The following is a 13,510-nucleotide window of genomic DNA, read 5'->3' on the forward strand; positions in this document are numbered from 1 at the left end:
GATCACATGCGATTTACGAAAAACAAGATTATAGCGGCCATTGCGATCGTTGCCGTTTTGGTCGCTGCATATTTTGCCAGCGGTCCGCTTGAGAAAAGCGCTGATCGGCCCGCGACGGGGACTGCTATCTCCGCGGGTCCGTCTGCCGCTCCGGCGACGGACGCTGGCCAGAACGCGCAAACTGCCGAAGGGAAGGAGGGGGCTGGCACAGGGAATGGCCAGTCCTCCGATTCCGGGGCGACGCAAGCAGAGCCTTCGCCGTCATCGCCGTCAGGCGCTGCGTCGCCAGCGCCGTCGTCACTATCTCCGGCACTATCGCCATCGCCGACTTCAACGCCTGCAGCGGCGGCTTCGCCATCGTCTGCGGCGTCCTCGTCCGCATCTCCTGCGGCATCGCAGTCGTCGGCTTCTACAGCGAAGCCCAAGCCGACGTCCACGGCACGGCCGGCCGGATCGCCCACGCCTTCGCCGTCGATGGCGATCGATCCGAAGACGGGCAAGGACCAGTATAAGACCGATCCGGTCCCTTCCGGCAAGCCGCTTCCTGTGGAGCCGCAGGATGCCAAGATTACCGACAAGGCCATGACGGCGCATTTGTCCGTCTCCTGTGCGACGATACTGGACCATCTGGATCTGCTGGATCCCGACAAGCTGGAGCTTGTTCCGGATGACGGCGTCATTTTCTCGAAGCGGGAAGTGACTTTTTACGAGGGTGAATCCGTGTTTAACGTGCTGCAGCGGGAAATGAAGAAGAACAAAATTCACATGGAGTTCGAGAACACGCCGATGTACAACTCCGCCTATATCGAAGGCATCAACAATTTGTACGAATTCGATTGCGGCGAGCTGTCCGGTTGGATGTACAAGGTGAACGGTTGGTTTCCGAATTACGGGAGCAGCCGCTACGAGCTGAAGCAGGGGGACGTGATCGAGTGGGTGTATACATGCGATCTGGGCCGCGACGTCGGCGACGCCTATAACGCTTCGGGCGGTGGAAACAAGTGAAGGATGCGTTCTCGGGCTATCATCCTGTCGTGAACTTCGCGTACTTCGCGCTCGTCATCGCCTTTTCGATGATTTTCATGCACCCTGCGTGCCTGGTCATTTCCTTGCTTTTTTCCTTTATGTATTCTATCTCGCTGAACGGCAGACGGGCGATCAGATTTAATCTGCTGTACATGCTGCCGATGCTGGTCACGACGGCGCTGATCAATCCGGCCTTCAATCACGAGGGTGCGACGATTCTCGGCTACCTGCGAAGCGGCAATCCGCTGACGCTGGAATCTATTGCATACGGGATCGTGGCGGCGACGATGTTCGTCTCGGTCATCTGCTGGTTTTCCTGCTACAACGCGGTGATGACGTCCGACAAATTCATTTATTTGTTCGGCAGGGTCATCCCCGCGCTGTCGCTCGTACTATCGATGGTGCTGCGCTTCGTGCCACGGTTCAAGGCGCAGCTTGCCGTCGTCTCGGCCGCGCAGCGATGCATCGGCAGGGACATCTCCAACGGAAGTCTGCTGGCCCGCGCGAAGCACGGCATTCGGATTCTGTCCATCATGACGACTTGGATGCTCGAGAACGCCGTCGAAACGGCGGCATCGATGAGAAGCCGCGGTTACGGCTTAAAAGGCAGGACGGCCTTTTCTTTGTTCCGATTCGACCGACGGGACGGCTCCGCGTTGATCGCGATCGGAGCGATCGGCGGCTACGTGTGGATCGGTGCCAGCGCCAAAGCGATGTATTATCGTTATTTCCCTTCGATGAAGGGCGTGGAGTCTTCGGCATACAGCATGAGCGTGTTCCTGGCCTATGCCGCGTTATGCGCGATTCCGCTTGTTATCAACATTCGGGAGGATCTGAGATGGAAGCATTCGCAGTCGAGCGCCTGACCTTCGGCTACCCGGGATCGGACAAGAACGCCCTGCGCGACGTTTCGTTTGCGATTCGCCAAGGTCAGTTCGTCACGCTCTGCGGCCAATCGGGCTCCGGCAAGTCGACGCTTCTGCGGCATTTCAAGCCGGACCTTGCGCCGCACGGGCGCCGAAGCGGAACGGTCCGTTATCGAGGGAGCCCGATCGAGGAGACGGACCGGCGCGTGCAAATCGCGGAGATCGGCTTCGTTCTGCAATCGCCGGACAACCAGATCGTCACGGACAAAGTGTGGCATGAGCTCGCTTTTGGACTTGAGAGCCTGGGCTTCGGCGCCTCCGAGATCCGTCGGCGCGTTGCCGAGACGGCCAGCTTTTTCGGCATTCAGGAATGGTTTCACAAAAAAGTGACGGAGCTCTCCGGCGGACAGAAGCAGCTGCTCAACCTCGCCTCGGTCATGGCGATGCAGCCGCGCGCGCTGCTGCTTGACGAGCCGACCAGCCAGCTCGATCCGATCGCAGCAGGGGAATTTCTGGCCGCGCTCGGCAAGATCAACAGGGAGCTCGGCGTGACTGTCGTGCTGTCGGAGCACCGGCTGGAGGAGGCGCTGCCGATGTCAGACCTGGCGATTGTGATGGCGCAAGGAGAGATCGTCACGCTGGGATCGCCCAGGGAAGTCGGGGAGCGGCTGCGCGAATCGCGCCACGAGATGTTTCATGCGATGCCGACTCCGATGCGCGTCTACGCAGGGATCGACAGTCCGTTCGAGTGTCCGGTGACCGTCCGCGAAGGTCGAGACTTCTTACACCGGTTGGCCGAGACGAGACCGATCGTCCAGGTACAGAACCGGGAGAAGGAGGGAATCGGCCGCGGCAAACCGGCAGTCCGGCTGGACGAAGTGTGGTTCAAATACGACAAGGACGCGCCGGACGTATTAAAAGGATTGAGCCTGAAGGCTTATTCCGGCGAGCTGTATGCGATCGTTGGAGGCAACGGCATCGGCAAAACCACGGTACTTTCCCTGATTGCCGGTCTGCGCAATCCATACCGCGGCGCCGTCGAGCTGCACGGAAGACCGTTATCGCAATGGACGGACCAAGAAAAATATAACGGCGGCTTGGCCGTTTTGCCGCAAAATCCGCAAGCCCTTTTCGTCCGGAAGACGGTTGAAGCGGATCTGCTAGAGATGCTGGCGGGCAGAAAGCTGAGCGCTGCGGAAATCTCGCAACGATTGGCCTATGTCATCGGCCTGTGCGAGCTTGAAGGGCTGCTGGAAAGACATCCTTACGATTTATCCGGCGGCGAACAGCAGCGCGCGGCGCTTGCGAAGGTGCTGCTGCTCGAGCCTGCCGTCCTGCTGCTGGACGAACCGACCAAGGGCTTGGACGCCGCGTACAAGCACAAGCTGGCGAACCTATTGACGCGCTTGAAGGCGGAAGGAACCGCCATCGTCATGGTCAGCCACGACATCGATTTTTGCGCGAGCCATGCCGATCGCTGTGCTATGGTATTCGACGGGGTCGTCGTCTCCGAGGACAAGCCGCGCGCTTTTTTTGCCGGCAACCGGTTTTATACGACGGCAGCGAACCGAATGGCCAGAGACGTCCTTCCGGACGCGATCACGGGGGAAGATATTTTGCAAGCGTTCGGCGCCGCGGGGACCCATTATCCGGTTGATGACGAATCGTCTAACAGGCCGCCAACCGTTTCCCGAGCCAACAGGCGCAGCGCTGAAATTTTAAAGGTCGAACCGCCCTCAAATCCTATGCGCGAGGTCGATGCTCGCCACCGGCTGCCGAAGCGTACGACGATGGCCATGCTGATGATTTTGCTGCTCATCCCGCTTACCATCTGGTTCGGCATCGAATACCTGGACGACCGGAAATATTATTTTATATCTATGCTCGTGATTCTGGAGACGCTGCTGCCGTTCGTACTCATCTACGAGGGGAGAAAGCCGCAAGCCAAGGAGCTGGTAACGCTGGCGGTTCTTTGCGCGATCGGCGTCGCCGGACGGATGGCCTTTTTTATGCTTCCTCAGTTCAAGCCCGTCGCGGCGATCGTCATCATTGCCGGTGTCGCGTTCGGGGCGGAGGCCGGCTTCCTGGTGGGGGCGGTCACCGGATTCATTTCGAACTATTACTTCGGTCAAGGACCATGGACGCCGTGGCAGATGTTCGGTTTCGGCATCATCGGCTTTCTTGCCGGCTTGCTGTTCAAGAAGGGCCTGCTTCGAAGAAACCGGCTCGCGCTATGCGCGTTCGGCGGCATCGCGGCGTTCGCGCTGTATGGCACGCTGATGAATCTGTCATCGGTTTTGATGACGCAGTCCAAACTGACGATAGAAGTCGTCTGGCTCGCTTGCCTTCGCGGCGTTCCGTTCGATCTCATCCATGGCATTGCGACAGTCGTCTTTTTGCTCTTTCTTGCCAAGCCGATGCTGGAGAAGCTCGACCGTATCAAAGAAAAATACGGCATGGTTCAATCGCGATAACGAGCTTCGCAAGACGACCAAGCAGCACCAGTATGCCCCTGAGCTTAGGCTCACGGGGCCTTTTTGTATGAATAACAGCACGATTTTGTGAAAACTTGAATCAAAAGCCTGTTGAGAACCCGAATAGTCAGTATATAATTAGCCTATGTAAACGATCAGAGTCTACCGTAGTTAAAGGCGGCTATCCATGCTTAAAAACGATCTATTTTCATCGATAGGCATTTTTCAACACTATTTCGACCGTCATCCCGACGGACTTCTCGTCATTGATTCCAACGGCTTCATCCAGCACGCCAACGCTGCCGTATCTTCGATTCTCGGATACTCGCATGAAGCGTTGCTTCACGCCCCTTTGGTACGTATCCTTGATTCCTCGGGCATTGACCGGACCGGCGATCGTGACCAAGCAGCCGCTAAGCTTGAATGCAGCGCGCTTCATCGGGAAGGTCATTCCATAGACGTCAGGCTCACCCTTGTTCCGCTGCAGAGCGACGGACAAGCAATCGGCGATCTGATCACCTTGGAGAGCGTCGATCGGGCGTCTGACCAGCCAAGCGAGAAGGAGAGCATGGGAGAGCTTCTTTCATACCTATTGGAAAAGTCGCAAAACGTGATTTCCGTCTTTTCGACGGACGGCGTGTTCACGTACATATCGCCGACAGTCACGGCGCTGCTTGGCTATCGGCCGGACGAAGTTATCGGCAAGCATTCGGCGGCTTTTAATCATCCGGACGACATATTAAAGCTGCTGGAATTCCGCGGCCTCTCGTCGATCGATCGCGACAACGTCCGGTTTATCGGACGCGTCCGGCACAAGAACGGCGATTATCGCATGTATGAGACGACGTCTGAATATATTCGCGACGAATCCGGAGAGGTCATCCAGACGATCAGCTTCGGACGCGATATTACGGACCGCAAGCAAGTCGAATAGGCGCCGATAGCCGATAACCGGAAGCAGCCACGCTGCATCCGGTTATTTTTTTGCTCGCGTTGTCGATAAATTAATCGTTCTTCTCGTTTTTAATCGAAACGTTACAAAACATTTAACGAACCGTGTATTGATGGCAGAATGGACACCTCATTACAATATAGATGTCAGACAGCATCGCCATTTCATTTATGGAGGGATTATTCATGAAAAAAGTCGCAAGTCTGTTGACCCTGCCGGTCGCGGCCGTCGGATTGTTCGCGGGTACCGGTACCAGCCAGGCAGCCGTCAATTACGCGGATTTGGCCGCTCACTGGGCACCGCAAATTTACCAAGACGTCAATGCGGACCTGAACGTGAGGGCGGACTTCATTACGAACTTCAACTATGACGGGGACTACCTGGCGCGCAACAACTGGAACAATCTCGACAAGTTCAATCAGAACGCCTACGTTTACTACAAGGTGTCGGAGACAGCAACCGATTATTTTATCGAATACGACCTGTTCCATGCCAGAGACGACGCGTATACGCGCCCGCTTGACGCGCACGAGAACGATTTTGAAGGTTTGATTCTGGTCATTAAAAAGGACGGCTCGACGTATGGGAAATTTCGGTTAATGGAGACGATGGCACACAATCAATGGTATGACTATACCAACGATCCTACGATTACAGCGGGTTCCGACAACGTGGACGGAGGCGTGCTTTTTAACGGCAGCCATCCTATGGTATTTTGTCAGGCGAACGGACAGAGCCCCAGCGGCGGACATGGCGTCAAGGCTTACGACGGTTCGTCTGCGCCGGGCGGCGATGGAATCGTCTACGATTATACGGGGCAAGCCACGTTGCCGACCAATACGTCCGGCAGCTACGCCAACCATTACGGCTATGCGCTGATCGAATGGGGCGATCTGTGGAACCGGCGCAACGATCCCAATATTTTTTCCTCCTGGGGCACAATCGCAGGCGACGACTATACCTCGAATTCCGCCAATGCGCCATGGGGCTGGGACGACAGCGACGACGGTCCCGCACTTCAAGGCATGAACTGGTCCGATCCAGCGCACCAGGTGGACGTCCATCTTGACGGACTCGGCTCTTTCTCGCACAACTACGTCTACAATCCTTATTATTCGCACAAGATCACGTTGTCCAGTGCGCAGAGCCTGGCCGACCGCGATCCTTTCGGCGGCAAGAGCGATATTTACATCAAAGCCTACGTAAACGGAGAGGGCCAGACCGATGCCCGGTTCTGGAAGAAGAACGATGCCCCGATCGGCCTGAACTACAATATCGTCTTCGGAGCCAACGAGGCGGAGTTCGGTCCGCACTTCTCGGAAAGTTATAATACGGTGTACGTGGCCAAGCCTGCGAACACGAATGTCGAACTTCATGTCTACGACTCGGACGGCACATCCGGCGATGACGACATGGGTTATGTCTCGGCAGTCGTCGCGCCGGGCACGGTCATGACCTGGACGAATGCAACGACAAGCAACGGGCAGGCGAGACTAACGGCCACGGTCGAGGCAAAGTAGACGAACGGGTGCACGAAAAAATACGGTTAACGCCGGGTCCGCCGCGGATCCGGCTTTTTAATTGAGGCCTTAAAGGGGCGGCGACAAGCGTGAGGAGGCTGGCAGTACAGTCCTATTTTTGATAGTCTGAAGGGACAGGCAAGTCAAATGCGAGAGGAATCGGACCATGGACAATAAGCTGCTGTATATTCGAATCAAGGAAGAGATCGAGCAAAAGATCCTGTCGGGCGAGATGAAGCCCGGCGAAAAGCTCATCTCGGAGCCTGCGCTGGCCAAGGCGTTCGAGGTCAGCAGGCCGACGCTGCGCGAGGCGCTTAAGATGCTTCAGCGCGAAGGCACGCTTATTAGTAAAAACGGCGTAGGCACGTATGTCAACGAGCGCTCGCCTTTTATATCCAACCCCTTGAACAAGCTTCGCAGCCTGGGCGAGATGATCAAAAACGTAGGTTATAAAGAAAGCGAAACGGGTGTTAAGGTTTACGGACAGGATGCGGAATCCGACTGGCAAGAAAAGCTGCAGACGGAAGGTCCGGTCGTCGTGCTCGAACGAACGCGCACGGCGGACGACCAGAAGGTCGCCTTTTACTACAATATATTTCCGCAGCATATCGCGGGCGATCATTTCGCGGAAGGTTTCAGCGGCGCGATCTTCGATTTTCTCCGCAGCAAGCTGGGCATCCGAATCTCCTACGCGATGACAGAGATATGCGCAGTGGGGACGACCGACAAGCGCGATCTTATCGCGGCGGACATTCTCGGTTCCGAGCTGCTGCTACTTAAGCAGCTCCACTACGACCAGGAAGACCGGCCTGTATTTTACTCGTTAGACTACCTTAAGAGCAGCGCCTTCAAGCTGTTCGTTCGTCGGGATTGAAGAAGGATCCGCTGTGACCGCGTATCGCCGCCCGCGTTGTTCTTCTGCCGAATGCTTTCTGATCAAGTCAAGGAAACCGCACAAGCCCTGTGCGGTTTTTTTGCGCTTGATCTCATAATTAATGAATCTTTAACCAAGCCTTGACGCTCGGGTAACACAGGTCCTGTACCTTTATAGATGTCAGACAGCTTGGACATTATGAGGAGGATCGCTATGTTGGGGAGTTGGAGAAAACGAGGAAAAAGCGGGCTGTTAACCGCAATGGTACTAACGGCTTCGCTGTCGCTTTTGGCCGCGTGCGGCCAAAACAACAATGCCGGAGGGAACGCATCCGCGAGCCAATCGGAAAACGCCGCGGCGGGCGCCGCTACGCTTGCGGCGCAAGCGACCGGCAGCGCCGGCGCTTCGGCCGCAGAGCCGGCATCCAAGAAGCTTGTCGTATACTCCGCGATGAACGAGGACGACATCATTCAAATGCAAAAAAAGTTTAAAGAAGATACCGGCATCGAGCTGGAATACCTGAATCTGGGCAGCGCCGGCGAGGCAAGCACGCGAGTACAGGCGGAAAAGGACGCCCCTCAGGCAGACATCCTCGTCGGCGGCTCCGTGGAATTTTACCAGCCGCTCGCCGATCAAGGCCTGCTGGAATCCTATACGTCACCCAATGCCGCGGAGATAGACGCGAAGTTCGGCGATCCGAACGGTTACTGGCAGGGCTGGTACATGGGCGTGCTCGGAATTGTGCTGAATACGGAACGTTTCGAAAAAGAATTCGCATCCAAGGGCGTTCAAGAACCGAAAACCTGGGATGACTTGCTGGATCCAAGCTACAAGGGCAAGTTCGTGACCTCCAACCCTGCGACCGCGGGAGGGGGCTACATCTTCATCGCGGATCAGCTGTTCCGCTTGGGAGATGAAAAGGGCTGGGATTACCTGAAGAAGCTGAATGAAAACGTTCATCACTATACTGCGAAGGCGGGGGACGGCATTAACCTGACCGCAACAGGCGAGTTTGCAGCCGGCATGTCCTGGGCGCACGACATCGTCAAGTCGGCCAAGCAGGGTTATCCGATTAAAGTCATCGTACCCGATCAGACTGCGGCCGAGATCGGCGGGGTTGGCATCGTCAAGGGAGGCGATAATGCCCAGAACGCCAAGAAATTCGTGGACTGGCTGCTTACCAAGCCTGTGCAAGAAATGAACGCGAACAGCTCCAACCGCTACTCCGTCCGCAACGATGTCGAACCGCCCCAGGGCATGATCAAGCTGGCGGACGTGCATTTGGTCGATTATGACCGGACGAAAGCGTCTGCCATGAAAGCCGACGTCGTCAAAAAGTTCACGGATATGATCGGCAGCAAATAACGCGAGTTTATAGGCAGCAAGGAAAGCCGGTCGCCTCGCAGCGCGCCAAGACGGCGCCAAAGAGGGGGCCGGCGTTCCGTGCGTATCGGCAGCACGTAAGAAAAAGGAAAGAAGAGAAATATAAGGGGAAGGTGATCCCGATGACTATGTCCGCCCTCAGAAGCGCATGGACGGACATCAAAAAGCTTCGGCACGAGCCATGGCTTGCGATCGCCATCGCTGTCGCCGTGACGCTCACCGGATTTTTCGTGTTATGGCCGGTTGCCAAGGTCGTAAGTCTGCCTCATGCCGCCGATTACGTGCAGCTATGGACGAATGCGCGCTGGTTTCGCGCAGGATTGAACAGCCTTTTCATGACCGCAATATCCACTGTTTCTTGTACGGCTGTCGCCTTTTTGTTCGCCTTCACGCTGGCCAGACTGGATGTTCCGTTCAAAGGGTTGTTCAGGTTCGTCACGCTGCTTCCCATCGTATCGCCGCCATTTATCGTGGCATTATCTTACATTTTGCTTTTCGGCAGACAAGGCTTGATCACGAAGCAGCTGCTTCATATGAATGTCGATATCTACGGCTGGCATGGGTTATGGCTCGTACAGACGATTACTTTTTTTCCTTACGCCTATACGGTGTTATATGGCGTTATGAAGTCTTCGGCCGTACATCTCGAATATGCCGCCTATAATTTGGGAGCGACGCGCTGGCAGGCTTTCAGGCACGTCTTCCTGCCGCTATGTCGTCCCGGCATTGCGGGCGGCGCTTTAATCGCGGCGATGAACGTGCTTGCCGACTTTGGCAACCCGATCATCATCGCCGGCAATTTTACGCTGCTGCCCACCGAAGCTTATATGCAGATGTCAGGCTGGTTTGATCTTTCTTCCGCCGCGATGCTGTCCACCGCCTTGCTGGCGCCGGCGCTCTTGCTGTTTCTCGCCAACCGGCGCTGGGTGGGCAACCGATCGTATGTGACAGTGACGGGCAAAGGCTCGGGGTTGCGTCCTTATCCGCTGCCGAACGCCGTCAAATGGAGTCTATTCGGGGGCTGCCTGCTGATCTCCCTGTTTATTCTTGCGGTTTACGGCGTGCTATTCTACGGTGCTTTTACGAAAACCTGGGGTTACGACTGGAGCTTCACGCTCGGCAACCTGAAGTACGTTTCGGCCAAGGGCTCGGAGCTTTACAACAGCATCCGCTTCGCCTTCTGGTCGTCGGCAGCAGCATCCGTCTTTGGACTGGCGCTCGCCTATCTGGTTCAACGCAGACGGATCGGCATTAACCGTCTTCTCGACTTGCTGGCCATTCTGCCTGGCGCCGTCCCCGGCGTATTCCTCGGACTCGGCTTCGCGATCGCCTTCAACAAAGCGCCGTTCGAGCTTGGCGGCACTTCCGCGATCATGATTATCGCCTTGGCGTTATGGAACCTGCCGACCTGCTACAGCGCTTGCCTGGCAGGCTTTCAGCAGATCGGACCTTCGCTGGAGGAAGCGTCGCTCAATATGGGCGCGGGCAGCTTCGCCACCTTTTGCAAGGTGCTGCTTCCGCTGGTAAGAGGACCGATGCTGTCCGGATTGGCGGTATCATTCCTGCGATCGGTCACCTGTCTTAGCGTCATCGTCTTCATTTATTCCGTTCATACGTCCGTCGGCACCGTATCCATACTGAGTCTCGTCCAGAGCGGCGTCTGGGGAGGCGCTGCCGCATTTACCGTTGTTTTGATTGCCATCGCATTCGCCGTGCTGGCTTTATCCCGTTTAATTCCGTCCTTACAAGATCGGAGGTATCTATGAATACAACCGTAGCGCCGCAACCGCATATTCGCATCGCGGGCGTCTCCAAATCGTTCGGCGCGTACGCCGCGCTCCGCGACGTCTCGCTCGACATTCCTGAAGGGAGCTTCACGACGCTGCTCGGACCGAGCGGCTGCGGCAAGACCACGCTGCTGAGGCTGATCGCCGGCTTTGACGAGCCGGACAGCGGAGACATTGCGATCGGCGGCGTCCGCATGAACGGACTCCCGCCGTTCAAGCGCCGGACGCCGCTTGTCTTCCAGGAATATGCGTTATTTCCTCATATGACGGTTGCCGAAAATATCGCGTACGGCCTAAAGCTGCAGAAAGATTCCCGTGCCGACATCCGCCGCAAAATCGGCGAAATGCTCGATATGTTCGGACTGAAAGGACTAGGCGAACGTCTGCCCAGGCAGCTTAGCGGCGGCCAGCAGCAGCGAGTGGCATTCGCGCGGGCGCTCGTGACGGGCCACCGGGTGCTGCTGATGGACGAGCCTCTCAGCAATCTCGACGCCAAGATGCGGGTGGAAGTCAGAGACGAGCTTCGAGACCTGCAGCGTCGTACCGGCATTACCGCCGTATTCGTAACGCACGATCAGGAAGAAGCGCTGTCGCTCTCAGACAGGATCGCCGTATTCGATCAGGGCTGCATACGCCAGGTAGGCACGCCCTGGGAAGTCTACTACAAGCCGAGCGACGCTTTTGTGGCGGACTTCGTCGGGACGGCGAACTTCGTGCCCGGCGAGGTGGCGGCTGCGGACGAGGGGAAGCTGCAGGTCCGCTGCGGGGATGCCTTTTTCAGTGTTCCTGCAGCGGGTCCATCGTACAAGATCGGAGACGCGGTCACGCTCGTTGTCCGGCCCGAGTGTCTCGCCATCGTCGGGGAGGACGAGGCGGGGGCGGCAGGGCCGGAATGGACGGGAGAGATTGCGAATAGCCGATTTTTGGGACGGCTGGTACGCTATGAATTGCTTAGCGGCGGCATGACATTCGTGGTGGACGTCTCCGATCCCGGATACGGCGGCGTGCGCAGCGGACGCGTCCGCTTGCGAGCCGATCCGGATAAATTGCACGTGCTGCCCGGTCGGCGGGAAGGGACAAGCTTACAGCAAGACAGCAAGCGCCCGGATCGTCTGGCGCTTGCGGGCGCCGCCGTTCAAACCGCGCAATTATAAAAAGGAAGGAGCGCTTCCCGAGATGCGCGCAATCGTCAACTTTTTAAATGTCGGCTGGGGGGACGCCCATATGATCAGACGCGCTTCCGGCGAATTGACGCTGATCGACGGAGGGGACGGCCGGCGCGGACCGGAGAGGGATCATCCGCTGGATTGGATGGAGCGCCGTGGCGCCGATCGGTTGGATTGGATGATTCTGACGCATATCCATGAGGATCATCTGAACGGACTGATCGACATCGCTCGCAGCCGAGAGGTAAAGCGCGCGGTGCTCCCCTATCCGCTTCCCAAGCAGCTGTCGGCCGTCATGCAGATTGCGGCCGATGTACTGACGCCGCTCTCCGGCAGAGTCGCCGGCATGCTGAAGGATTATGAGCGCCTGATCGATCTGCTGCGCGGCCAAGGAACGGATATCCGCTGGCGATCCGAATTCGGCGCGGATGAGAGCAAGACACTGTGGGAGGCGGAAGGGGTAGCCCTGGACCACCTTTATCCATGGCAGGACGATCCGCTGCCCGGACTCGACGTATTGAAAAAGCTGGCTGATGAAGCTTCGCGCGACCGGACGCCTCGGGCGGACGAGATGAACGCAGCCTGCGAAGCGTTTTTCTCCGCTTCCAACGACGATAGCTCCGTTTATCGGCTCTCCAGCGAGACAGACCCTACTGCAGGCGTTTTGTTCGGCGGCGATCAGACGGAATCAGGCTGGAGACGGCTCGCGGCGCGGACGAGCCTGCAGAGCGCGGTCTGGAAAATACCGCATCATGGAATGGCGGACGCCTTCGGGGAGGCTTCGCTCCGTGCGGTCGATCCAAGAATGTGCGTCGTTCCGATCGATTCTGCAGGCGCTATTCGGCTGCGCGATCGCTGGGAGCGGCTTTGTTCGCTGTCCGGCCCGATCCTTCGCTTGACAGGGGCGATGCAACCGGGAGCCGGACTGCGTTTGACCGAAGGACCGATCGAATCATGGATCGGCGATGACGACGGCTGAAGGACGCCGTTTATTAGAGGAGCGAAGAGATGAGAGAGCTCGGCGTCAGCGTAGCGATCGCCTTCGCGACAGGACTGCTGTCCGTCGCGCAGGGAACGATCAACGCTTCGATCGGCAAGGCGCAAGGTCAGTACGTCATGATCGTCGGCGTATCGCTTTTTCAGATCGCCATTTCGCTTGCGATGCTGCGTCTGGGCGGGTCTTCGCCGCGTGCGGCAGGCTTCGATCCGTTGATGATCGTCTCGGGGCTCCTTGGTGTCGGCATCATGTTCGGCATCTCCAGAGCGACAGGGACGGCAGGAGCGCTGCCGGTTTTCGTGACCGCCGTGTTCGGCCAGCTCGTCGCTTCTGCGATCGTAGACCATTGGGGTCTCGGCGGACTGCCGCGATCTCCGATCACGCTGCAGAAGCTAGGGAGCCTCGCGACGATCGCGGCAGGCGTGTACTGGCTGTTGAAAGGCCAATCTAACTAAACTAGAGGAG

Annotated in this window: 11 protein-coding genes; all 11 read left to right on the forward strand. The window is 57.3% G+C overall.

The window, feature by feature from the left end; genetic code table 11:
- The first annotated feature begins 6 nt into the window (after positions 1-6).
- The 11 genes from ACFSR7_RS30060 (at position 7) to ACFSR7_RS30110 (ending at position 13,500) form a co-directional block, all read left to right on the forward strand.
- Positions 7-1,005 (forward strand): DUF4430 domain-containing protein, encoded by a 999-nt coding sequence (locus ACFSR7_RS30060; RefSeq protein WP_378168022.1) that lies wholly within the window; start codon positions 7-9, stop codon positions 1,003-1,005.
- Entirely contained in the window at positions 1,002-1,892 is an 891-nt protein-coding gene (locus ACFSR7_RS30065) for an energy-coupling factor transporter transmembrane component T (RefSeq protein ID WP_378168024.1), read from the forward strand. The genes ACFSR7_RS30060 and ACFSR7_RS30065 overlap by 4 nt, the downstream gene beginning before the upstream one ends.
- Complete coding sequence (locus ACFSR7_RS30070) at positions 1,865-4,366, forward strand: ATP-binding cassette domain-containing protein (protein WP_378168025.1); 2,502 nt, start codon at positions 1,865-1,867, stop codon at positions 4,364-4,366. The genes ACFSR7_RS30065 and ACFSR7_RS30070 overlap by 28 nt, the downstream gene beginning before the upstream one ends.
- Positions 4,367-4,553: 187 nt before the next feature.
- Entirely contained in the window at positions 4,554-5,300 is a 747-nt protein-coding gene (locus tag ACFSR7_RS30075) for a PAS domain S-box protein (RefSeq protein ID WP_378168026.1), read from the forward strand.
- Positions 5,301-5,503: 203 nt separating this feature from the next.
- Complete coding sequence (locus tag ACFSR7_RS30080; protein WP_378168028.1) at positions 5,504-6,838, forward strand: hypothetical protein; 1,335 nt, start codon at positions 5,504-5,506, stop codon at positions 6,836-6,838.
- Between the two features lie 166 nt (positions 6,839-7,004).
- Positions 7,005-7,712 carry a GntR family transcriptional regulator gene (locus ACFSR7_RS30085; RefSeq protein ID WP_378168030.1) on the forward strand — a complete coding sequence of 236 codons (708 nt, stop codon included), beginning with the start codon at positions 7,005-7,007 and terminating at the stop codon, positions 7,710-7,712.
- A 213-nt stretch (positions 7,713-7,925) separates the two neighbouring features.
- Positions 7,926-9,077, forward strand: a complete 1,152-nt coding sequence (locus tag ACFSR7_RS30090) for an ABC transporter substrate-binding protein (protein ID WP_378168032.1) — start codon at positions 7,926-7,928, stop codon at positions 9,075-9,077.
- 140 nt (positions 9,078-9,217) lie between these two features.
- Positions 9,218-10,861, forward strand: a complete 1,644-nt coding sequence (locus tag ACFSR7_RS30095) for an ABC transporter permease (protein ID WP_378168034.1) — start codon at positions 9,218-9,220, stop codon at positions 10,859-10,861.
- Positions 10,858-12,036: an ABC transporter ATP-binding protein gene (locus ACFSR7_RS30100; RefSeq protein WP_378168036.1), complete on the forward strand. Its 1,179-nt coding sequence runs from the start codon at positions 10,858-10,860 to the stop codon at positions 12,034-12,036. Before ACFSR7_RS30095 ends, ACFSR7_RS30100 begins: the two co-directional genes overlap by 4 nt.
- 22 nt (positions 12,037-12,058) lie before the next feature.
- Complete coding sequence (locus tag ACFSR7_RS30105; RefSeq protein ID WP_378168038.1) at positions 12,059-13,027, forward strand: ComEC/Rec2 family competence protein; 969 nt, start codon at positions 12,059-12,061, stop codon at positions 13,025-13,027.
- A gap of 29 nt (positions 13,028-13,056) precedes the next feature.
- Positions 13,057-13,500, forward strand: a complete 444-nt coding sequence (locus tag ACFSR7_RS30110) for a DMT family transporter (RefSeq protein WP_378168040.1) — start codon at positions 13,057-13,059, stop codon at positions 13,498-13,500.
- The last annotated feature ends 10 nt before the right edge of the window (positions 13,501-13,510 follow it).

This window comes from Cohnella sp. GCM10020058, assembly GCF_042683485.1.
GTDB lineage: Bacteria > Bacillota > Bacilli > Paenibacillales > Paenibacillaceae > Cohnella.

Bases quoted from the DNA above. Each gene is read 5' to 3' on its own strand.
- ACFSR7_RS30060 (WP_378168022.1), top strand. From the start codon at position 7: ATGCGATTTACGAAAAACAAGATTATAGCGGCCATTGCGATCGTTGCC.
- ACFSR7_RS30070 (WP_378168025.1), top strand. From the start codon at position 1,865: ATGGAAGCATTCGCAGTCGAGCGCCTGACCTTCGGCTACCCGGGATCG.
- ACFSR7_RS30075 (WP_378168026.1), top strand. From the start codon at position 4,554: ATGCTTAAAAACGATCTATTTTCATCGATAGGCATTTTTCAACACTAT.
- ACFSR7_RS30080 (WP_378168028.1), top strand. From the start codon at position 5,504: ATGAAAAAAGTCGCAAGTCTGTTGACCCTGCCGGTCGCGGCCGTCGGA.
- ACFSR7_RS30085 (WP_378168030.1), top strand. From the start codon at position 7,005: ATGGACAATAAGCTGCTGTATATTCGAATCAAGGAAGAGATCGAGCAA.
- ACFSR7_RS30090 (WP_378168032.1), top strand. From the start codon at position 7,926: ATGTTGGGGAGTTGGAGAAAACGAGGAAAAAGCGGGCTGTTAACCGCA.
- ACFSR7_RS30095 (WP_378168034.1), top strand. From the start codon at position 9,218: ATGACTATGTCCGCCCTCAGAAGCGCATGGACGGACATCAAAAAGCTT.
- ACFSR7_RS30100 (WP_378168036.1), top strand. From the start codon at position 10,858: ATGAATACAACCGTAGCGCCGCAACCGCATATTCGCATCGCGGGCGTC.
- ACFSR7_RS30105 (WP_378168038.1), top strand. From the start codon at position 12,059: ATGCGCGCAATCGTCAACTTTTTAAATGTCGGCTGGGGGGACGCCCAT.
- ACFSR7_RS30110 (WP_378168040.1), top strand. From the start codon at position 13,057: ATGAGAGAGCTCGGCGTCAGCGTAGCGATCGCCTTCGCGACAGGACTG.